Consider the following 21442-nt stretch of genomic DNA (forward strand, 5'->3'; position numbering starts at 1 on the left):
GAGGTTTTTTATGAAAAGAGTTCTGATTATCTTTTTTTCAATAATACTACTAATAAATATAATGCCATTTCAAAAAATTCATGCAGACTCAGAGATGAAAAATAGGTACATAGTAAAATACAAAGAAAGTGGTATTAACCGTGATTCGTTTAGTCGTGCTTCTAACTCGGTGACGGATGTAACATACTCGGATACTCCTGAATTCGAGCTTAGTGATAATGATAGTAATAATGATAATGAATTAATTGGTAGCGATATACATTCATTAGAGTTGTCAGATGAAGAATACCAACAACTATTAAACAGTGGGAATATAGAATTAATTGAACCTGATTCCATGGTAGCGATTTCTGCTACTGATAATGTAATTAATGGACATGACCAATGGGGATTAAAAGCAATGGGAGGTGACATTGCAAATTCAGTAAATATTAATGGTAACAGTATAAATATTGCTGTACTAGATACTGGTGGATCTCAGCATGATGATCTTTCTATTAAAGGGGGAGTTTCATTCGTTGAAAATGTTACCAGTTATGAAGATGATAACGGACATGGGACACAAGTTACTGGTGTAATTGCTTCTAAAAATAATAATGTTGGAACTCAAGGAATCTCTCCTCAGGCTAATATATACGAGGTGAAAGTAATTGATGCTACTGGAATTGGTTACTATAGCAACATCATAAAAGGAATCGATTGGGCTATTGCTAATAATATGGACGTAATTAATATGAGCTTTTGCGGTAGAGAATATAGTCAATTATTGCATGAGTCTATTATAAGAGCTGCTAACCAAGGAATTATAGTGGTAGCTGCATCAGGGAATAATGGACAAGGAGCCGAAACCGAAACCTATCCTGCCTTGTTTCCAGAGGTTGTGAGTGTGGGATCTGTTAATGAGCAGTTTTATAGATCTGACTTTTCTAGTACGGGTGTACAATTAGATTTAATGGCTCCAGGCGAAAATATTTATACAACTGGTTTATCTAATAGTTATGTTTATAAATCAGGAACATCGATGGCTGCTCCTTACGTTACTGGCGCAGTAGCGAGCTTATTGTCATATTATCCAAACTATTCAGCAAGTCAAATTAAAAATTTGCTCTATTCAACTGCTACTCCCCTTGGTGATTCACAAGAGTATGGTTACGGACTTATTAATATACCCAAAGCCCTTGGTTTATCTAATGAAACAATATTTCCTGAATTCCCTCTACAAAATGAACCTATCGGTGAACCAAACCCTGAAACAGGTACCTATGGTGACGTTGGAATTTCCGCTATAAAAACTGGCGATGGTCAAAAAGTTATGGCTGGAAATTCTGTGTCAGTTTCCGTTAAACTTGGAGCAAATAAAGCTACTGTCTTAGTTGCAGTTTTCACACCTGATGGAGCAAATAAAATCGCTAGTGCTTCTTATACCAACAAAAAACAGAACGAGAGTGTTTATTTTACTTGGAATACAACTAAAGCTTTAGAGAGTGGAACATATAAAATAAAGTTCTACTATAATGATACTGACGCTGCTGATTTATTTGCCATACACGTATCACCATATGTTTCAGCTCCAGTAGTCACGAAAGGGACTGTAACTTCCTCTAGTGCATCAATTTCTTGGAATTCAGTAACAAATGCAACAGGGTATAAGATCACATGTTATGGTAAAGAATACACTACTCCAAGCAACCAGGTTAGCCAAGTATTAACAGGGTTAAATTCAAATACTCAGTATACCGTTAGTGTCAAGGCTATAAATTCTTCAAATCTTTTAGGTGATGAGGGAACGGTTGAAGTTACAACTTTAAAGAACCTTAAACCAAACTCGCCTTCCATTAAAGCCGTAACACCAACATCCAATCAAATTAAACTGGAATGGAATAATTCAGAAAATGCAATTAGTTATGATATTTTTTTAGATGACGTTTATGTAACTAATGTAAGGAACGTTACTGCGTATACTTTTCCTAATCTTTTAGTTGACCGAGCCTACACTGTCGGTGTCGCGGCGAAAAATGATGCTGGAACAAGCGATATAACTAAATCACTAGCTTATACTAATGATGATTTTAATACCGCTTCCTTGATAACAACAAGTAAAAGTTCAGCAATTAATTCAACTACCGATATAGATTATTATAAATTCATTGCTCCAAGTACAGGAACTTTCTATTTTGAAAGTTCTGCAACTTTTGATCTTGATGCAGAACTATATGATTCAAATTTAGAAATTGTTAACTCAGGATCAGATATAAATAGTTCGAATAGTAACTTTTATATTGGACAGGCGTTAACAGCAAACAATTTATATTATATAGCAGTATATTCTGTGGGTGATACCCAAGGTTCATATACCATTAGTGTAACTCCTCAAACCGACGATATCACTAGCAACAAAACGGTTTCATTAGGGACGTCTACTGCCAAAATAGATTACCCAGAGGATACTGACACATTTAAATTCATACCGACTAAAAATGGTATGTACAGTTTTTCTTCTTCAGGAAGTCTAGACACTGAGGCCACTCTGTTCAATTCTAGTCTATCTGAGCTAGCTTCGAATGATGATGATGAACTTGAATCAACCGGAGGATTTAATGTTGAATATAGCTTGGTTGCAGGTCAAACGTATTATTTAACAGTAGGCAGTGTTTCTTTCGAAAGAGGAAGTTACACTTTAACCATTGTAGAAGGAGCAAAAGCTCTTGCCACCCCTGCAATCACATACTGGTCACCATTAGAAAATAATATTTATTTAGAGTGGGATATTGCTACTAATTCTGGAGTACAAGGTTATAAAATTTATAGAGATGGAGTTGAAGTGGGTAATACGATTTACTCAAGTTATATGGATAGAGATTTATTAGAAAATCATGCTTATATTTATGCTATTAAAGCATATTCTAATACAAACTCTTCAACGTTAAGTGCGGCAGTTAGTATTACTTCCAGCTTTAAAGTTCCCACTCCTGTGTCTCCTATTATTCATTTGAGTAATAGTAATTGGACCAATCAAAATATCACATTTAGTATTACTAAAGGTGAAGCTGTCGAAAAGGATAGACTGTATTATAAAGTGGGCGAAGGAGACGAATGGACATATTACACTAGTGGGAATATAACACTCAGCAATGAAGGTCAGTATAAACTATATGCTAAAACTGTTAATGTATATGATGTAGAAAGTATTTCTGAAGCAGTTGTTAAAATCGATCGAACCCCACCATCTGCACCAAGCAATATCAACTTTAATTTCACAAGTACAACACAAGGAACGGGTAGTTGGAATAGTTCAGATAATGTAGGAGTGGCCCGTTACAATGTCTATTCGGTAAATTCCGCAGGAACTAGAACATTACTTGCTACAACAACGGGTAACAGCGGCAGTTTCGTATTCTCCATTAGCGGTGTTTCGTTAGTTATACAGAGTGTGGATATCGCTGGAAATACTGCTGAAACATCTAGGTTGCTTTCTGATTTTGTTGACCGTACCGCACCCACACAGCCCGGTCTATTAACTACTGCACCTAAAGATGGAACTGTTTCCATCACCTTTATTAATTCTACAGACAATGTAGGTGTGGCCTATTACGAAGTGTTTTATAGTTCTACTACTGGTACACCAACAATAGTTAATGGGAATCATATTGAGTTTGCAGGCTATTTGTATAAACCGGGAGTTATTATTGTTCCTATGCCAACTTATGTCACTATATATATTAGGGCTGTGGATGCAATGAAAAACAAATCATCATTCGCCTCTGTGAAAATTCGAATTCCCAATGGTACCTAAGTGTTTTAAGAGGCGTTATAATCAGTTAAATTGTCATTTGGTTCAAACATATATTGAGAAATATTCAAACGCTTCTCATTTATAACTGCAAATAAAATCCCATACTTTTTACGTACTTTTCGCACACGTTTCCCTTGAACAATTAAGTTATCCTTATATCATGCAAGAAAACAAAAAGAGGCCGCCCCGGCAATCCAAGGGGCGGTCTTTGCGTTGAGAGAGGAGAGTGCCATGCAGGAAGTTGGATTCAAAGAAGCAGGAGAACTATTGAATACGCCGGTCAGCACATTACGGCGCTGGGTCGTCTTGTTGGAGGAGCAAGGGTACACCTTCAATCGGGACGGCAAGCGCAGGCAGTTAGATTGGCAGGATGTAGGTGTGCTGCGGGAGGTCAAGCTGAGGCTCCAGGAAGGGACGCTGGAAGAGGCGATTCAGAAAGCCGTCTCTTCATCTGCGGTTACGCAGGAAGAACCTCATCAGCAGGAATCACAGCCCGTGATCGAGGGAGGCGAATGGGAAACCTTAGACACCCAAATAAGTAGCCTGAGAGAAAATTTGTTTTGGCACAGTCAGGAACAGGCAGTGAGCACATTGCTTACGGCTTGGCGAGCACTCAAGGAGACGATAGGGAGGGAATAACATTGGATAAAAAGTACAGCCTTAGCGAATTAAAGGCCATGCCAACACTGCTGCAAGCACACACGGATGATCTGAAAATCGAGACCGGAAACCAACGGGTTTGGTTGTCCCGGATGACCGTTGAAGATGGGATGCCCTACAACAATCAGGTCACCGTGGAAGTATGTGCAAATGGAAAATGGAACACCGTAGATACCTATCAGGCACAATAAGGAGGGAAGATGAAATGATAAAAACCTATGCAAATTGGAAAGGTGATTTGGAGGAATATCTCCAGATCGGTGATGTGGTGGATGAAGAGATGGCCGATTACTTTCTGAATGTATTGCCCCCGGCCTGCTGGACGGCAAGAATAATTCAGCTCGGAGAACCGAATAGCGATGTTGGAGGTAAATACACTTATGCCACCTTAGAAAAAACAAGTCAAGGTTGGGTGTACCGGGGCAATTGTCACCGGGGTGAGACGGAGGGGAGATCATGACCGGCAAAGCGCAGGTGATCGCCTTCGCCAATCTGGGCGGCGGGGATGCCGTTCAGGGCGTCATGAAGCTGATCCGCACCTACCCCAAAGATCAGCGCGTGGTGGTCGCGGAGTTGCCCTGTGTCGGTTTGCCGCGTATCGCTTATACCTTCGATCAGCAAATTGCCGAACTCCACAAAGAGCGCACCATGGATCAGTTCCTGCTCGATCTGGACCGGCAAGCCTTAAAGCCGATTCAGGAGTACATGGTTCAGCGAAGTGGAGTGGACTACTTGCTAGTGAATCCACGCTCGCAGCCGGAAGCGCCCGTGATTCGTAAATTGTCTTCAAATCAAACGCTGATCTCAGCCTCCGTAGTGCTGCGGCAACAGCTGGAAGGTGTATATGATGTGATCATTCTGCTCACCCAGGGTTCGCTCATCCAGCCAACAACTCACTTCGCACTCCGGACTTCAGATGCAGCCGTACTCTACAGCGCAGATGCCATAGATTTTGTCGGCAATTATACGCATTACCGCCGACTGATTGAAGTGTTCAGCGTGGAGCGGGAGCGACTTTATCTGTTCAGTGCAGATACCAATGTCAAAATTGATGAAGCGCCTGTGTATACCAAATTCGCTGAGCTGATCAAGCGCTGGAAGGCGCTTGAACCGAACCAGGTCCCGGTACGGGAAGGAGAAGCTGCTGGGCGTGACAATGAAACGGTAGGAATCATTGAACCGCTGGAATATCTGGATGTTCAGATTTCCATTCAGCCGGTCAACAGTGAATGGTCAGAGGGGGATGCCAAAAAGCTGGAGGGGCTACTGAACTTTGTCCGTTACCGGCTGCAGGAGGATCACCTGGACGAATATGTACAGTCCCTGACCCATGAACCCTCGCGGCAGAAGATTCGTTATTACATCTCGGATTTGATCCGTGAACAGAATGAATATGCCCTGTCGATTCCCTTGAATGAAGTGGTGGAATGGGTGCAGAAGGAAATCACGGAGCTTGGGGTACTGCAGGGCATTTTGGATGATCCCACGGTCAGTTCGATTGAGATCAACGGTCCGGAGCAAGTGATCATTGAGCAGGGTGGGCAAGACATACACCGGCCGGATATCCGGTTTCAGAGTGTGTCTCACTTGTATGAAGTGATCAACAAAATGCTCATGCCGATCGGAAAACCGATCTCCAGTACCGATCCGATTGTGGATGCCAATTACCGGGGCTTCCGGATTTGTGTAGTCGCAGATACGAAAGAGTATCAAGGGATTAGCGCCAATGCACCGCTGATCAGTATCCGGAAGTTCCCTCCGGACGTGTACACCGATGAGCAATGTATCCAGTACGGGAACATCTCGCCGGAGATGGCCGAGTTCCTGCATTTCATTGTTCCCAAGGGAGCCAATGTCGTCATTGGCGGGGGAACCAACAGCGGCAAAACCACACAGCTGATCCGCCTGCCGATGTGCATGGAGCCGATTACCCGCATTATCTCGATTGAGGATTCGGAGGAAATGATGCTGGCCAGCAAACGGCAATATCTGGACTATCCGAATCTGCCTTCCCTTTTGGTGAAGGAGGTTGAGGATGAGAAGAAGAGCTATGGCATCGCCAAGCTGATTAAAGCCTGTCTGCGGCTCAAGCCAACCGTGATGTGTATTGGGGAGATCCGGGATGAACCGGCAGCGCAGCAAAGCCTGATCGGGATGAACACCGGACATACCGTCTGGACGACCATTCACGCCAACAGCGCGAAAGAGGCGGCAACCCGGTTCCTGCAACTAAACGGGAATACGATGGCTGCAGCCAGTCAGATCTCCGGATCAATTGACCTGATTCTGTTTCAGAAGAAATTGCCGAATGGAGCCCGGGTTGTGACCGAGCTGTCGGAGCTGATTGGCTACCGGGGAACCGAGGAGCCGGTGCTCAATCCGATCTTCAAATACGATTACAGCCGGAAACGGCATGTACGGGTCGGCAAGATCCAGTCCGAGTCGCTGATGGAGAAGATTTATTTGAAAGACCCGGCGCAGGAAGAAGTCCGGCGCTGGTGTGAAGGGAAGGAGCTGAAGGCCATATGATGCCCATTCTGCTACTAGCAGCGGGACTCTTGGTCTCCCTTGGCCTGTTCTCGTTGCTGCCTGCGGCCAGCAGTCGTTCCAGGCAACTGCGTATCGCCTTTGGATTTGAGCAAACCCAAGCAGAAGCGAAGGCAGCAGGCATTCACCTGGAGTGGCGTAACTACGTGCAAATTCTGGGCATCTCCCTTGCGATAGGTGCAGGGGTGGCCTACTGGACCGCGAACATCTGGTTTGTTGGCGTAGGAGTCGCGATGGGGGTGATTGTGCCGAAGATGATCATTTCGGCGGTGAAGTTCAAACGCAGGAAAGAGGTTCTCCTGAATTTGCCGGGGAATCTGCGGCTGCTGTCCTCTAAGTTCCGGGATTGCAAATCCCTGCAGAAATCACTGGAAATGTCCTTACCGGTCATGAGCGGTGTGACGGTTTCGCTATTTGAGCAGATGTACGCTTCGCTGCGGATTGGGATCGATGTCCCTACGGTACTGGAGCAGATGAAACAAGCCGTTCAATTCAAAAAGTTCGATGATTTTTGCGAAAAAGTGATGGCTGGGAACAAGGACGGATTCCATGCCCGTTCGGTCGAAGGGATTCGGGAGAGCATCGCGGACATTGCTTCAGACATGCATCTGCTACAGGAGATTGATATTGAGAATGAGAAAAAGCGGATGGAACCTTTCGTGGTGTTCGGGATCAGTCTGCTCTTCCCGTTCTTGTTTGGGTATCTCGAAAGTCAGCTGGTACTGGAATTCAAGGCAGCAACCACCCTGCAGACCGGACTCGGCAAGCTGCTGCTGGCAAGCATGATTGTCAGCGTCATGATTGGACTGTGGAAGAAGGATTCGCTGCTGCGCCTGAATCTGGATGATTTGTAAGGGAGGTGAAACATGATTACATCCATACTGTTTGGGCTCGCCGCACTATGTATCGTCATTCCTGTTCTGCGGATCGCCATTCCCGGCTTCCGGCGGCAGCAGCAGCTCATGAATCTGGCGGCTCTGGTCAACCAGTCCGATGCGCAGCGGCTGCGGCTGCAGCAGAATGCCGTGGTCCGGTCCCTAGCGGACAGGCTCTCTGCCAGGCAAGGAAAAAGGCAGAGTAGTAAGCAGCGCGAAATGTACGGCATGCTGGGGTACCCGGTGAGTTATGAGATTTATCTCGCCAGGGCGATTATCCAAGCTCTCTTGCCAGGTGGATTTGCCCTCGTGCTGGCTGGCATGGTGCAGCAAGTCTTTTTTGCCATCGCCGGGCCGATTCTATCTTTTCTATTCTTTTGGCTCCAAATGCGGCAGATTCCCCAGGCGTATCAAAAACGGCAAAATCAGCTGATTGCGGATTTGCCGTTTTTAATTAGCAAAATGATCACTGCCCTGGAAGTCGGCAAGCCGTTAAACGTGATTTTTCAGGAGGTCAGTACCCGCTGTGGTCCTACACTATCCGCACTGCTCAAGCGCCTCGTTGCCAATATGGGGACGATGTCGCAGAAGGATGCCCTGCAAATGTTTGCCAAAGAGGTCCATGTGCCTGTGGTGTATGATTTTGTGTCGGTGGTCAATGTCGTTGCAGAGAAAGGCTTTCATGAAGCCGAGGACGACCTGAATGGTGTCAAAAACGATTTGCGGAATCTGAGTAAGCTTGCATTAAGGGAACGCACCCGGGGCAATCCGGGAAAGATGAACCTGTTCTACGGAATGGTCATTGTCCATGTGGTGGTGTTCTTTTTTATGATGCTGATCAAAATGTTCGGCGCGTTTAATTCCCTATAAACATGAAATGAGAGGATGATTAACGAATGAAGAAGCTGATGAAGAAAATGGTTGAAGGTACAAAGCAGGTAGTGGTGAATGCTCCAGGAGTCCTGGCGGTAAGGCTGAACCGGTTCCGGACAGAAGAGCGCGGAGATGCGATGCAATGGGTGATTGGTATTCTGATCACGCTGCTGTTGTTCATCGCCGTGTATCTGCTGTTCAAGGCACAGATTAACACCTTTGTCGTGGATAAAATCTTCGGCAAGATGAACTCGCTTGACTAAGGAGTCTGTCATGCGCCGCAGATGGAAGCAGTTCATCCGGAGCGAGAGAGGGGATGGAATTATGTCCTTCTTCTTTCTGATGATGATCGTCCTGATTATAGCTCTGATCGTCGTGACCATTGTGCAGTATGTGATGATTCGTTCTAACTTGCGTACCGCAGCCAATGAAGTGCTGCAGGTGATGAAGGTGGAGAACGGGGCAGATCAGGCGACCCGGACTCGGCTTGATGGGTTGCTCCAAAGCATGGGTATGAATCCGGCAAAGGTCTCGCTTATCGCTACCCCGAAGCCGGTGCAGCGCGGGGATCGCCTGGAAATAACCGTCACTCGGGAGTATAACGTATTTGCCCTGAAGGCCGTTGGTGTGAACTACACCGTACCGATCACCGTCCATATCCCCGGACTGGCACATGTATTCTACAGGACGGGGGAGTAGGATGTGGATCAAAGTCTTAGGGGCTATCTTGTTTGGTCTGATTCTGGTGGTGCTGGTGATGGATCTGCTGGTGGTGGACAGTGTATATGACTCGACAGGGAGAACGATAGAGAATGCGATTGACGCGGGAATTATCCGTTCCGGCATTGTGACAGATGCCCAGCAGGGACTGGTGCAGCTGGAACAGAGTACGCTCCGCTCCGCAACCAGGGAAGCCTTTATCCAGAGTCTAGGCCTGAATGCTGCGATGGAGAATCCGGTGATGAAGAGCAGCAGTTTTGAACTGCATCTGACGTATGATGCCGGGGATGTTCCCTGGATCGATGTGGTGTTTCGCACGCATGTTTCTTTCGCACTTCCGGGTGTTTCGTATCCGGTTACCGTTCACCGCAATATTCCCTATGAGAGTATCTATAAATAATGAGGGAGGAAGACCAAGCCTTTGAAAAAATTATGGAATAAATATACCCGCAGCGCATTGATCGTCCTGCTCGGACTGATCCTTGCGCTGGTTGCGTTTCAGCTCAATAGCCGGAACATTGCACAGCAGGTGCAGACGAAGAAGATCATTGTCGCGACAACCAATATTGATCCGTATATGCCGATCACCAAGGACCAATTGAAATTCCGCGAGATGGTGGTCAGCGAAGTACCGGAGGATGCGCTGGAAACCGCAGATGAGCTGAATTTCAGCGATGCCTATGCCTCCAAGTATGGATTCATGGCTGGCGCTCCGATTCGCAAGTCGCTGGTGACAACGGCAGCAGCCTCGGGTATGGGAGCAGCGGTCTCCTTACAGGAAGGCATGCGGCAGATCGGGGTGAAGACCGATCTGGTCTTATCCTCCGGAGATGAGGTCAAGCCTGGCATCCTCGTGGATGCCTATGCATTCGTGTCCGACACGGCAACCGGTCAGTCCAAAAAAATGGTCCTGCCTGAATTGTCTAGTCTGAAGGTTGTGAAACGGCTAAACGCGGAAGGGAAGGTTCCCGATCCAGCAGACGGCGGCAGCTTAATTCCCGCCGTGATTGTGCTTGAGGTAACTCCGCAGCAAGCCGCGCTGCTGATGGAGGCCCAAGAAACGGGGAAGGTCTACCTGCTGCCTGCAGGCACGCTTCTTCCGTAGAGGAGGGATCTTATGAAACATAGTGGTTTTTGGTTAGGACTGGTCCTGCTGATGGCGAGTTCCCCGGTAACTCATGCCGAGAAGGCAGAGCCTGAAGCTGGGGAAGTAAGCACGGTCATATCAGCTACCTATGCGGTCTATGACGATCCCCTGGGCAGTCTGCGTATCGCCGGTCAACCGGCTCAGCTTACGCTGAATGCTTCCGGAAACCTTCAGTTCACGGAATCGCTGAACCTTACGGTGGAGCAACAAGGCGACTCTGGCTGGCAGTATGCGGTTTCGCTTAACGATTTCACCATCCGGCATGCCGTGCAGGAAGGAAACATCCAGGCGAGGATTCCGGCAGGGTATGCTTCGTATCACGTTTCCGGTCTATCCTCAGAGCAAGAAACGGTTGGAATCTCGACCGGTTCAGGCGTGTTTTCTTCCGGAACATCCCAGGTTGTGATGGAGGCGGCGGAAGGGGCAGGCAGAGGGGTCACAAGCGCTGAACTGCTGCTGCAGGTAGACCTGCCTTCACTGATTGAGGTAGCGGAAGTGAAGAATACCGATCAGGTCTCTCCTGGTGAACGGGTGGGACTGCTTGCCGGTGAGTATCGTGCCAGCTTGACCTTTACCCTGGTCACCGGGCTATAAGAGAACGAGAGAATTGAGGTTAACCATGAAAAGAGTAATCGTTAGTAAAATCATGAGTGTATTACTGATCGGGTTCATCGGTTGTCTGTGGGTGTCTGCGGCGGTCCATGCCGACAGTTCCTTTGTTCTGTCCCCCATTAAAGCCGTAGAAGAAGGCCGGGGCTATTACATGGATCAGGTGCAGCCGGGGGACAGCCTGGAATATACCTTTGTGGTCCGCAATGCAAAGGATACACCGGTACAGCTCAAGCTGTATCCGGCAGATGCCCTTCCGGCGCAAAATGGGGGCCGAAGCTTCTCGGAAAAGGAGCAGCGCCTTACCCTGGTCGGGTCCTGGCTGGAGCCGCAAGGCGTGAAGGCCATCACGCTGAAACCGCAAGAAGTGCGTAGCTTCAATTATGTCTTGAACGTACCGGAGGATCTCCTACCCGGTCAGTATGTGGGGGTGATTGCTGCCGAAGAATTGATCAAGGCAGAAGAACCGGCGGCAGGTACCGAGGGGCAGCAGGCTTCGGTGGCCATCGATGTGGTCAACCGCAGTGGGGTGCAGATGGTCCTGGAATACAAGGCCGATCAGGCGAAGCATGAGATGAATATTGATGATTTCAAGCATGATTATGTCAGCACCGGCCATTCTAGGCTGACGATGAAGCTGAGTGATCGCGGAACAATTCTGGAGAAGCCAACCGGCAAGATCACGGTCCGTAACGGGCAGGGGCAGGTCATGTTTGAGCAGGAGTACGCAGCGGACTCGATTTACGCGGGGAGCACCGCGGATATGGTCTATATCGTTAATGACCGGCTGCTGCTGCCGGATATCTATGAGGTCAACTATACCGCCTCCTTCTCAGGCAAGACGATCAGCCGAACGTTTACCTTCAAAGTCACACCTGAGCAGTCTAAGGCTTCCCAGGTCGCATTGACGGAGGCAGGCAAGATTGAAGTCACACAGACCTTCTGGGATTGGCTGGAGCTGCATCTGTGGGTCGTGGTAATCGCGATTGTGGTGATTATTTTGATTTTTGTTTTGATGTTCTGGCTGCTGCTTCTGCTGTGGAAACGGAAAAAGGAACAAAAGGAAGAAGAAAACGTGTCTGTTCCAGAACCTGTTGGTGCTGGTGATCAGACATTATAAAGCTAAGCAGGCATGATCAAAGAGCGGACTCCTTTAAGGGTCTGCTTTTCTGTTGTCATTCGGTTGCTTTGAAAGGAGGTGATGCTTTTCAACGTGTAGTCCGTCCATTTAACTACGATAAATCATTGAGGAGGAGCAATATGAAGAAAGTATTAGTAGGTTTGTTTATGCTGATTGCCTTAAGCGTCCCGATGTCTGCCTTTGCTGCAGATACAGATGAGTCTGAAGTGGTTGTCACAGGTGCAGGACTTCAAATCACTCAAACGAAACCCGCATTCAAGGATATCACGCTTGATCTGAAGCAGAACCAAACGTCAGCAGCGGACAGTAATCTGTATGTCCTGGATGCACGCGGTACGGCAGCGGGATGGGGAGTGGTCCTCCGGGCCACGGATTTCAAGCTGACCAAGATCGTAAGTGGACAAGCCGTTGATTTTGTCATTCCGGCATCGTCCGTATCTTTTTCCACGCAGTACAAGACCGCCATTACAGGAACGCCTATTGATTTTGCAGCAGCCAAAGGAGAGCTGGCCAATCATCAGGTGTTGTCTTCCGGGGATAGCCGGATTGTGGGGGTGATTCCTTCGGAGGGCGCAGGTACACATCAGTTCGGGATCGCCTATACCTTGAATGTTCCCAAGCTGATTACAGGCAGCAACGGGCAGAATGTGGGACTCCTGCAAGGAACGTATACCTCGACATTTACCTACACGGCAACAGCGGGGATCTAACCCCTCGCGAGAAAATAATAAAGGGTTCATAAGAAAGGTGGCATGAATTAATGAGTGTTGTTCGAACGAAAAAAATGAGAAGTCTGCATCTGCTGATGATCGCAATTCTGGTGATTTCACTGGCCTTTATCCCGAATCATATCGAAAAGGCGGATGCCGCGACGTCCATCGCCCCACTTCAATCCGTTGTCACGTATAACGGAGCCAATTATCTGCTCATCAACAGTAAGGTATACAAAATGGAGACTACGGGCCAAGCCACGCTGTTACTTAGCGATGTGGATACATTCGTAGGAAGTGATGATGCAGCGGTCGCCTTGAAAAAGGATGGAACGGTATGGGCATTGGCGAAAGATGGGCAGTATGTTGGTAAGCCTACTGGAGCGATTTCTACCTTTACACAATTAGCAATCGCTGATGTATCAAACATTTGGGTAAATAACATGTCCGTTCGCTACTTAAAGAAAGATGGAACGTTGTTTGCTTCCGGGTTTAACACGGGTGGATCGCTAGGTGTAGGGAATACGAATTACTGGATTGGCTACATCGCTCCTGTTATTGACGCGAGTTACGGACTATTGCAGAATGTTGTAGATTTCTTTCAATTAGGGAATGCCATTTCCTATGTGAGAACGAAGGACAAATTATATGCCTATGGGGATAACGTCAGAGGGTTACTGGGCAATACCTCTGTAGCTGTGAATGGACAAACGGTCACTCCCGTGCAGGTGCTGGGGTTACCCGATCTGACTGGGAAAACCGCGAAGTTATCGTATGCCTCGGAAACCATTGTAGCGCAGATCGGAACGGAAACTTATTATTGGGGGAGAGATCCGTTTAGTGCCAGTTATGCGACGAACCAGACGACAGCGAAGAAAACAACGTTGGCGGTAGGAGAGCTCAATTCCTATTCTGTAAGTTATATTGACCCGGTGAAATATGCCAGTAATAAAGATATGAGTACGGCGAGAGAGCAATTCCATTTTGATTCGTTGATGGGGGGAGCCTTGTATAATTTCGGGGTAACCATTGCCAACTTCAAAGATCCGGTAGCTCTTCCAGGGACCTCACCCTATACGGCCACGCCGGTTAGCCGATTGACGAATGTGGTGAAGTATGTACCGGTTGGCGAGTATTCCATCGCCTTGAAGACCGATAAATCCCTTTGGTATGTCCGGGATGCGGATGTTCAGAAGATCAACGGGCCTACAGGAGAAATAAACAATGTGAAGGACATTGTCACTGCTCCCTTGCAATTCCAAAGTAAGCGATTCAGCCAGGAAGTGTACTCTTCGGGTTCTACCACATCGTTTATGTGGCGTGCTCTTTCCTATCAGCTGCCGATGTGGATTCTCAAAGACAATGGTGATCTGTGGGCCAATGCATTCAGCATGAACTCGGGCGAGGTGAAAATCCCCGTAACCGGAGTCCAGTCATTGGTGCAAGGCGGATACAGTATGTATGCACAGACAGATACAGGCGATGTGTATGATGTATCTTATATCTACAGCTACAGCAATCCAACCAATAACTACAAGTCAGTCAAAATTACTGGGCTGGATACGGTGCAGGTTGTGCTGGAGACGCCTATCCTTACACAGACGCTGGACAAATTCAATAATCATATTCTCTCGGTAGATTACGGTTCCTCTGCAGATATTACAACGCGAGAATACTCTGTGGATGGGGGGACCACCTGGCTCCTGTACACGGCCCCAGTAACGCTAACCGGACAAACAACGGTATCTTTCAGAGCAAGATCGGGAGCAGCCGGAGGCATTTATAGTACTTTACTGGAGTCTACGATTGTAAATGACCCGATCATTATTGCTGCAGGCTATCCGAGAATCGTAGATGCAGGGAATGGAAATGTTTCCGTTGAAAGTGGGACAACCCATCCGGATGTAAACGTTGAGATCCGAATTGATGGAGGCAGTTGGCAGACCTACACCGGTCCGGTGGTAGTACCTGCCGGAGGACACTCGGTGGAGACGCGGGTAACCAATCTGACAGGTGATGTTCTCGGGTCAGACTCCAAAGCGGTGAATGGTCCAACGCCAGCGCCTACAGCCACGCCCATACCGACTGTAGCACCTACTGCTACACCGGCACCAACCGTAGCGCCTACTGCAACGCCAGTACCCACTGTAGCGCCAACGGCCATGCCAATACCAACAGTAACACCAACGGCCACATCTGTGCCGACAGTAACCCCTACGGCCACATCTGTGCCGACAGTAACCCCTACGGCCACACCACAGCCGACGATTGATCCAGGCTGGGGCAGTCCAATTGGGTCTGAGGATATTTCCTTTACAGTCCTGGGCGGCGGGTTCAGTTCACAATTCAACGGATTATTGCTCGATACCGTGACCATCGGTACGACCAACCAGTATCAGGTTATTAATAGCGTCACGAATTCTGTGATTGAGGATTCTCGCGGCACCGGGGCAGGATGGAACTATTCACTCCGAATCACCGATTTTGTCAGTGATCCCGTGATTGATAACAGTCTGGGAACAAGCAATCTGGTGGTGAAGATGCCTTCAACCGCCCTCAGCGTGGACGTTACTGATACCACAACCCTGGTAGGACAAGATATGAAGCTCAGTCTTAACGGAACGTATGTCTTTAATAGCGAGCCGGTTGTACTTGCCAAAGCTGAAGCGTTTCAGGGTATGGGACAATATCAGCTGCCGATGAGCTACATGCTCCGGATTCCGGACAAAGTGGAGGTAGTGTCGGCAGGCAGCGGAAGTGCCTACCAAGCCGGAGCGAAGACCGGCCTTCGTGTGGGAACCTACCGGTCACAGTTCACATTTACGCTGGCTTCAGGAATCTAGGACATCCATATGAACTGATCGTCTTCTATTTTGGACGGTCAGTTTTTTTGTTTAATGAATTATAACGAAGGAAGCGTGGAGCCGGTTGCTGAATCGACTTAACATGCTATAATCATATCAAACCTGTGATATCATCCTGCGATCCTCAAGTATATATAGAATGATTGGGGTATATACTTTACCAAGTCTAGCCTGGGAGGAATTCTGATGGATGAGAAGAAGGAGGATGGACAGATGATCGATCATAAACAAGAGGGTAAACAACCAGTAGCCTCCGATGCTGAGGTTCTGAAGCTTGCCAAAAAGGGCATGAAGAAGTATAGAAAAACCTTGGATAAGTTGGCTAAGAACTGATGTATATCCAACTTACGCCTCGACAGATTATCGAAATTCATGATGCAGAACTGGCCGAATCGAACGGATTGGCCGGAATCAGAGAACCGGGATACCTTGACTTCATATCCGAGAAGCCATTTAGTGTGGTCTTCGGTGAGGAGCAGTATCCCGGTTTGTTTTTGAAGGCTGCGGTTTTGATGGACGGTTTAATTTCATCCCATTGCTTCTATGATGCCAATAAAAGGACGGGAGTCCTGGTGACGTATGTCTTTCTCGGGATGAATGGAGTTGAACTGGATGCAGACCCCGAGGAACTCTTTAACGTTGCAATCCAGGTGGCAACCAAAAAAATAGCTATACATCCCTTAGCAGCATGGTTAGAACAGAACTCATACAAGAATGGATAAATCCATACTTTTTGCATACGTTTGTCTTGAATAAATGCTGTATGCTTGTTCTGTAGGAGAATGAAGGATGAGATATGAATAGCATCACGACACAAGCGCCGTTGAGGGGCTTTTTATTTTGCCTTTTTCAGTGTTAAGGTGCGGCGGGGGAGAGGAGGGAGGGGGACATAAAACTAGATAATTAGGATAAATTTGGGTTTACATAATGAAATCATTATGTTAGTGTAAAAGAAACTCAAAATGTAGGATGTGAATCTCAATGGTTGCTAAAAAAATGGGCAGACCGCCTTCTGTCAATCCAAAAAGTGAACAACTATCTGTAAAGATGGACAAAACTACTGAGACGATATTGGACAACTATTGCCTTAAACATAATGTCAAAAGGCCTGCAGCCGTGCGTGAAGCAATCTCCCGACTCAACGAAGAGGAAACACGGTATTTTTGGAGTCCGGAGTGGAGGCAATTGCTTGAAGAAAACGAGACCATTTTATTAAAAGGGACAGAGGATCTACAGCAAACCCTTAGCTTGCTTCTTTCGTTGATACGGAGTATGAAAACAAAAACAGGGAGTGAAGATGAATGAGATCCATTCGGTTAAGATTTAGCAGTGCGATTCTAACCATGGTTATGTTGTTAGGTTTGGTGGCGAGTGTCGCCTCTGCAGCCCAAGTCACGGTTTCGGTACAGGTCAATGGAACAGCGCTCAGATTCCCGGACGCGAAGCCGTACTATGAGAATAACCGGGTCATGATACCGATCCGGTTCGTCAGTGAAGCGTTGGGAGCGAAGGTGGGCTATAGCCTCGATAGATCCGTAACCATTGAGTTAGGTCCGAAGAAAATCCTGATGAAGATCAACAGCGATACTGTTACGGTTGATTCGGTCATTCAGAAGCTTGATGTACCTGCGCGTCTGCAGCAGAACCGTACCTATGTACCCTTGCGGTTTGTGTCGGAGGCCCTCGGTGCTGAGGTGGGTTGGAATCAAGAAAAACGTCTGGTGACGATTACGACAGGAGCATCTGCAACACCGGTAGCGAGTCCTTCCCCTACGGCGACGCCTGCTGTTGGTGGGAATAACATGTTTAAAGTCGGTTTTGAGTGGCCTCGTGAGACTCAACTGGGCAAGGCTCTGTTTGTCGATAATATGCGAGTATCTGGCGGTAAACTAAGTTTTACTTTGCCTAAAGAAGCTAGTGGTGACTATGACGGTCCTGTTGGGGGTAAATCATATAAGCTTGAGCCAGGTAAATCATACTCATTTCCTATCGGTAAGAATGCAGGTCTAATCTCGCTATCCAAGGCTGAAACGTCTGGTGATAGTTGGGAAGGATACGCCATAGCTTTAGATACAAAATACAATGAGGATATGGCCCTGCTCTTTGGGGCAATTACAAATGATGTAGTAGTCTTTGGGAAGGGGAATAGTGGAGCAACTTTGACTGAAGTTATTCAGAAGGCCAAGTCTCTAAAGTAAGATGAAACTTAAGGGTGAATATCGGTGATCATATGTGCTTAATATAACTTTTTACAAGAGTCTGATTCGCTTAATGCGGCAGGCTCTTTTTTTTGGAATAGTATCCGAATGGAGGGAGAATTATGAGGAAACAAAAGCTAGGAAAAGCTTTTCTATTAATAATTGCTGTAATATTGCAACTGGTCCCGGTGGCTGCTGCAGCGGGAACACCGATGTTGTATCCATATACTCCGTCATGGGAATATGGCCTGGAGGGAGAAAATTTCAATGGTTTTGTCCCTGCATTAGAAAGACAAGTGGAAAATAACCCGTGGCAGCTGTACCAATGGGCTGGATTGTTCACATTCGCAGATGGGCAGACAAGAATAGTCCCTAATTACGATGTCTTTAATGTAAAGAAAACTCCTGTCGATGAGAATTTTAGTAAGGAGAATGGCTTTGGATTGGTTTTTAAAAGTGAAGCAGCTCTTGGTGATTTGTTTGACTCTATTTGGTCGGGTCAACCGATTGAAACTAAACAGCGGAAATATTTCAGTGATCGGTTTGTTCAAACTGCTAAAGATCCCATTTTTAAATCAGGACACGAATACTACTATATTCTCAGGAATGCCTTTCCGTTCCTCCGCACATCCGGCATTGTCCCGCGCATGGGGATAAAGTTCAACAGCACCCAAAAGATCAGTTCTGACTCCTACCGAGCGCTCTATGATGTTTCTCCTTGGCCTAAATTAACAGTATCCCAGGGAAACGCATTGAATGTTGCATTTTCCTCCTATGGTTATTCCGAACGGGACATTCGGGTCATTGTAGCACCTAAGGGGGCATTTCCGGACTTATCCAAAGTGGTTAGTCTGACAGACGGTAAACTAATCCACACCACTGAACCGAGCTATGACGGCAATGTAAGCGTGAATGCAAAGGATATCTCCAAAGTCCTTGGTAAAGATGTAGATATCATCGTGGATGATGGTTATGGCCGGACAGCGATTAAGAGTATTACGCTCCCAGATGAGCAAGCACTAGACTTCGTGCCTACGAAGCTGACGCTCACGGACGGCGGACAGCTCTGGGTGAAGTTCCGGTATGACGGTGATGATATCATGGCTTCCGATTATGTGAATACACGAGGAATGCCAATGAATGCTGCAGTCAAGATTGGCGGTGTGCTTACCGCAGAGTTTTCGCTGGCCTCGATGTACAGCTCACTTCCAGCGACGATAACGAATGGCCAAGAATTCAATTACATGCTTGGCAAAGTCGAGATTGGTGATGATCCGGGGAAGTACTATATCAAAGTGGACGCTACGATTAACAATCCGGTCCATCAGGATCGAGCGCTGGAGTCACCGGCGGTGGCTTACAATAACAATATGCTACACGGAGAATGGATGATTGAACGTGTGGCTCCGAAAGCTGATTTGATTGCAGTATCGATCACGGCTTCGCCAGATTCCATTACCAAGGGTGGTCAGTCCAGCATTACCGGAAAGGTCAAGAATGACAGCGCAGCTGGGCAGAATGATGTGCTTATTCGTTTGTATGATAACGCCAGCAAAATCTATGAGACGCGAAAATCTTTTGCTGCAGGTCAGACGCTAACCGTAGGGCCTTTTAATTGGACAGGAAACTCGACAGGGGTCCACAACCTTACGCTCTCTGTAGATCCCGAGAAAGAGAAGATGGATCAGAATCGGAGCAATAATATTGTCACGACAGGCTGCAGTGTTGTTTCAGGAGCTTCAGGAGGTGGGAGCGAATGTAATCAGCCTGAGGCTGCGGGTGAATGGTCAGTGTCCTATCCAGTAATTACTGGTTATCCAACAAAGTATTACACTTCTAGCTATACAACGGCAGATGGTAAGACTCACTATTTCACTGACTATTACACAGACTACGGTGACCCTAACTGGAACAATACTCCTGTAACGTACCAGGAGAATTTGAAGATCTCTGCCGAAGTAAGCACCAAGCAAGGAATAGAGACAGATCTCAATCACCCCAAAGAGACGGATAAGGAGAGCCGTGGTTCCTGGGAGATTATTCCCTACGCCAAGAAAAGCGGAAAGGATGCCAATGCAATTACTAGAGCCGGTTACGGTATTGAGCTAAAAGTAAATACAACCTATACCACGAATTGGGAGAACAAAATCCCTGCTGGTCTGGAAGGGACGGCATATCCGTTAGGGGGAACCTACTATGGTCCCGATGCAGTGTACGCTACCTTCTATGATCCAAACTGGAAGTACGAACGCCAAGTCAAACTGGAGCAGACCGGTGGGGACAGCAATAATGCCACCTGGGAGTTACCATTGACCAAGATTACCTCCGACTCGGGCAAAGTCTATCAGAGCCGGAAATACATGACCTCTGTGAATGCTACAGATGGCTATTACCGGATCAAGATTTCAACCGATCCTGCAGGCATGAATGGCTTGGTGACATGTATTACGAAGAAAGTAGAGATCTACGGCAGTATGTATGATGATGTGCAGAATGTAAGACGGACAAACTAAATAGTAAATAGCTAACCCCATCGTTCTCGGTGGGGTTTTACTTGTGAGCACCGAGAGGGCTCGCTGAAGGAGGAAATCATGAAATCTAACTTATGTACACTGCTGGAGGCCATCGTTATCTGTGGCTTGCAGCTGTTATTCCCGGATCTAGGAGTATAAAGTGATGGCCATAGTAAATATGTTGCTGATAATGAGTCTAATCATACTTTGCTGCTGGTTTAGTTACACTGATATTAAAGAGCGGCGGATTTCAAATAAGCTGACTTATCCTGCGATTATAGTTTTGCTTGTGTTCAGGATCGCGTGTAGTCCGGAATATTTATGGGGACTGATCCCAGGCGCAGTGTTATTTCTGATCTTCATGATCATCCCCCGTTCCCTGGGGGCCGGTGATGTGAAAATGGTTGCACTGCTTGGAGTATGTATCGGCCTGGAACGAGCGGTGGTAGCTCTGTTGTTGATGTGCATATTCGTATTTCTGTACCAGGGAGGAAGAAAGCTGCTGTCTATGGGGGGGCCGACTTCCGTGCCGCTTGCACCGTTTCTAACTTTAGGGCTGCTAGGGATTGTTATCGAATTATGACTATGAATTGTCGATTTACAGATTGTTACAATCATGTTAATGTGAAACTACAATGATCGGAAGCACCGGCGTGTAGTCCGAAAGAATCGGAAAAAATTCCCTGTTAGCTTAGGCTGGCAGGGCGTTTTTTCATTTTTTTGTGCTTGTCACTTGTTCTACGATCGTGGAGATTTTACGTTTGTGCTTCCTTTACCTTTACCTAAGCGTGC

Annotated in this window: 21 protein-coding genes; all 21 read left to right on the top strand. The window is 46.9% G+C overall.

Annotated features, from left to right (window positions below; genetic code table 11):
* The first annotated feature begins 10 nt into the window (after positions 1-10).
* Positions 11-3793, top strand: a complete 3783-nt coding sequence (locus NYE33_RS14640; RefSeq protein ID WP_341066322.1) for a S8 family serine peptidase — start codon at positions 11-13, stop codon at positions 3791-3793.
* A gap of 231 nt (positions 3794-4024) precedes the next feature.
* Positions 4025-4432 (top strand): hypothetical protein, encoded by a 408-nt coding sequence (locus NYE33_RS14645; protein ID WP_341066324.1) that lies wholly within the window; start codon positions 4025-4027, stop codon positions 4430-4432.
* A 2-nt stretch (positions 4433-4434) separates the two neighbouring features.
* Entirely contained in the window at positions 4435-4644 is a 210-nt protein-coding gene (locus NYE33_RS14650; RefSeq protein WP_341066325.1) for a hypothetical protein, read from the top strand.
* A gap of 14 nt (positions 4645-4658) precedes the next feature.
* Positions 4659-4913 (top strand): hypothetical protein, encoded by a 255-nt coding sequence (locus NYE33_RS14655; RefSeq protein WP_341066326.1) that lies wholly within the window; start codon positions 4659-4661, stop codon positions 4911-4913.
* Positions 4910-6982, top strand: coding sequence for a CpaF family protein (locus NYE33_RS14660; protein WP_341066328.1), 2073 nt, complete (start codon positions 4910-4912; stop codon positions 6980-6982). Before NYE33_RS14655 ends, NYE33_RS14660 begins: the two co-directional genes overlap by 4 nt.
* Positions 6979-7854: a hypothetical protein gene (locus tag NYE33_RS14665; protein WP_341066329.1), complete on the top strand. Its 876-nt coding sequence runs from the start codon at positions 6979-6981 to the stop codon at positions 7852-7854. The genes NYE33_RS14660 and NYE33_RS14665 overlap by 4 nt, the downstream gene beginning before the upstream one ends.
* A gap of 12 nt (positions 7855-7866) precedes the next feature.
* Positions 7867-8745, top strand: coding sequence for a hypothetical protein (locus tag NYE33_RS14670; protein WP_341066331.1), 879 nt, complete (start codon positions 7867-7869; stop codon positions 8743-8745).
* 26 nt (positions 8746-8771) lie between these two features.
* Positions 8772-9011 (top strand): hypothetical protein, encoded by a 240-nt coding sequence (locus NYE33_RS14675; protein ID WP_171719061.1) that lies wholly within the window; start codon positions 8772-8774, stop codon positions 9009-9011.
* Positions 9012-9021: 10 nt separating this feature from the next.
* Positions 9022-9447: a DUF4320 family protein gene (locus NYE33_RS14680; RefSeq protein WP_341066334.1), complete on the top strand. Its 426-nt coding sequence runs from the start codon at positions 9022-9024 to the stop codon at positions 9445-9447.
* 1 nt (position 9448) lies between these two features.
* Positions 9449-9868, top strand: a complete 420-nt coding sequence (locus NYE33_RS14685) for a hypothetical protein (protein ID WP_341066335.1) — start codon at positions 9449-9451, stop codon at positions 9866-9868.
* Between the two features lie 21 nt (positions 9869-9889).
* On the top strand, positions 9890-10573 hold the full coding sequence (gene cpaB / locus NYE33_RS14690) for a Flp pilus assembly protein CpaB (protein ID WP_341066337.1): 684 nt from the start codon (positions 9890-9892) through the stop codon (positions 10571-10573).
* Between the two features lie 12 nt (positions 10574-10585).
* A complete protein-coding gene (locus NYE33_RS14695) occupies positions 10586-11209 on the top strand; it encodes a hypothetical protein (RefSeq protein ID WP_341066338.1) in 624 nt (207 codons plus the stop codon).
* 52 nt (positions 11210-11261) lie between these two features.
* Positions 11262-12344 carry a WxL protein peptidoglycan domain-containing protein gene (locus NYE33_RS14700; RefSeq protein WP_341066339.1) on the top strand — a complete coding sequence of 361 codons (1083 nt, stop codon included), beginning with the start codon at positions 11262-11264 and terminating at the stop codon, positions 12342-12344.
* 140 nt (positions 12345-12484) lie between these two features.
* Entirely contained in the window at positions 12485-13075 is a 591-nt protein-coding gene (locus NYE33_RS14705) for a hypothetical protein (protein WP_341066341.1), read from the top strand.
* A 50-nt stretch (positions 13076-13125) separates the two neighbouring features.
* Entirely contained in the window at positions 13126-15918 is a 2793-nt protein-coding gene (locus NYE33_RS14710; protein WP_341066342.1) for a hypothetical protein, read from the top strand.
* Positions 15919-16125: 207 nt separating this feature from the next.
* A complete protein-coding gene (locus NYE33_RS14715; RefSeq protein WP_341066344.1) occupies positions 16126-16272 on the top strand; it encodes a hypothetical protein in 147 nt (48 codons plus the stop codon).
* Complete coding sequence (locus NYE33_RS14720; protein ID WP_341066346.1) at positions 16272-16661, top strand: type II toxin-antitoxin system death-on-curing family toxin; 390 nt, start codon at positions 16272-16274, stop codon at positions 16659-16661. Before NYE33_RS14715 ends, NYE33_RS14720 begins: the two co-directional genes overlap by 1 nt.
* 259 nt (positions 16662-16920) lie before the next feature.
* Positions 16921-17244, top strand: a complete 324-nt coding sequence (locus NYE33_RS14725) for a hypothetical protein (protein WP_341066348.1) — start codon at positions 16921-16923, stop codon at positions 17242-17244.
* Between the two features lie 38 nt (positions 17245-17282).
* Positions 17283-18137 (top strand): copper amine oxidase N-terminal domain-containing protein, encoded by an 855-nt coding sequence (locus tag NYE33_RS14730; protein WP_341066349.1) that lies wholly within the window; start codon positions 17283-17285, stop codon positions 18135-18137.
* 122 nt (positions 18138-18259) lie between these two features.
* Positions 18260-20650 carry a CARDB domain-containing protein gene (locus NYE33_RS14735; protein ID WP_341066350.1) on the top strand — a complete coding sequence of 797 codons (2391 nt, stop codon included), beginning with the start codon at positions 18260-18262 and terminating at the stop codon, positions 20648-20650.
* 163 nt (positions 20651-20813) lie between these two features.
* On the top strand, positions 20814-21233 hold the full coding sequence (locus NYE33_RS14740; RefSeq protein ID WP_341066351.1) for an A24 family peptidase: 420 nt from the start codon (positions 20814-20816) through the stop codon (positions 21231-21233).
* Positions 21234-21442: the final 209 nt, after the last annotated feature.

Source organism: Paenibacillus sp. FSL R10-2199 (genome assembly GCF_038000235.1).
GTDB classification, from domain to species: domain Bacteria; phylum Bacillota; class Bacilli; order Paenibacillales; family Paenibacillaceae; genus Paenibacillus_AQ; species Paenibacillus_AQ phytohabitans.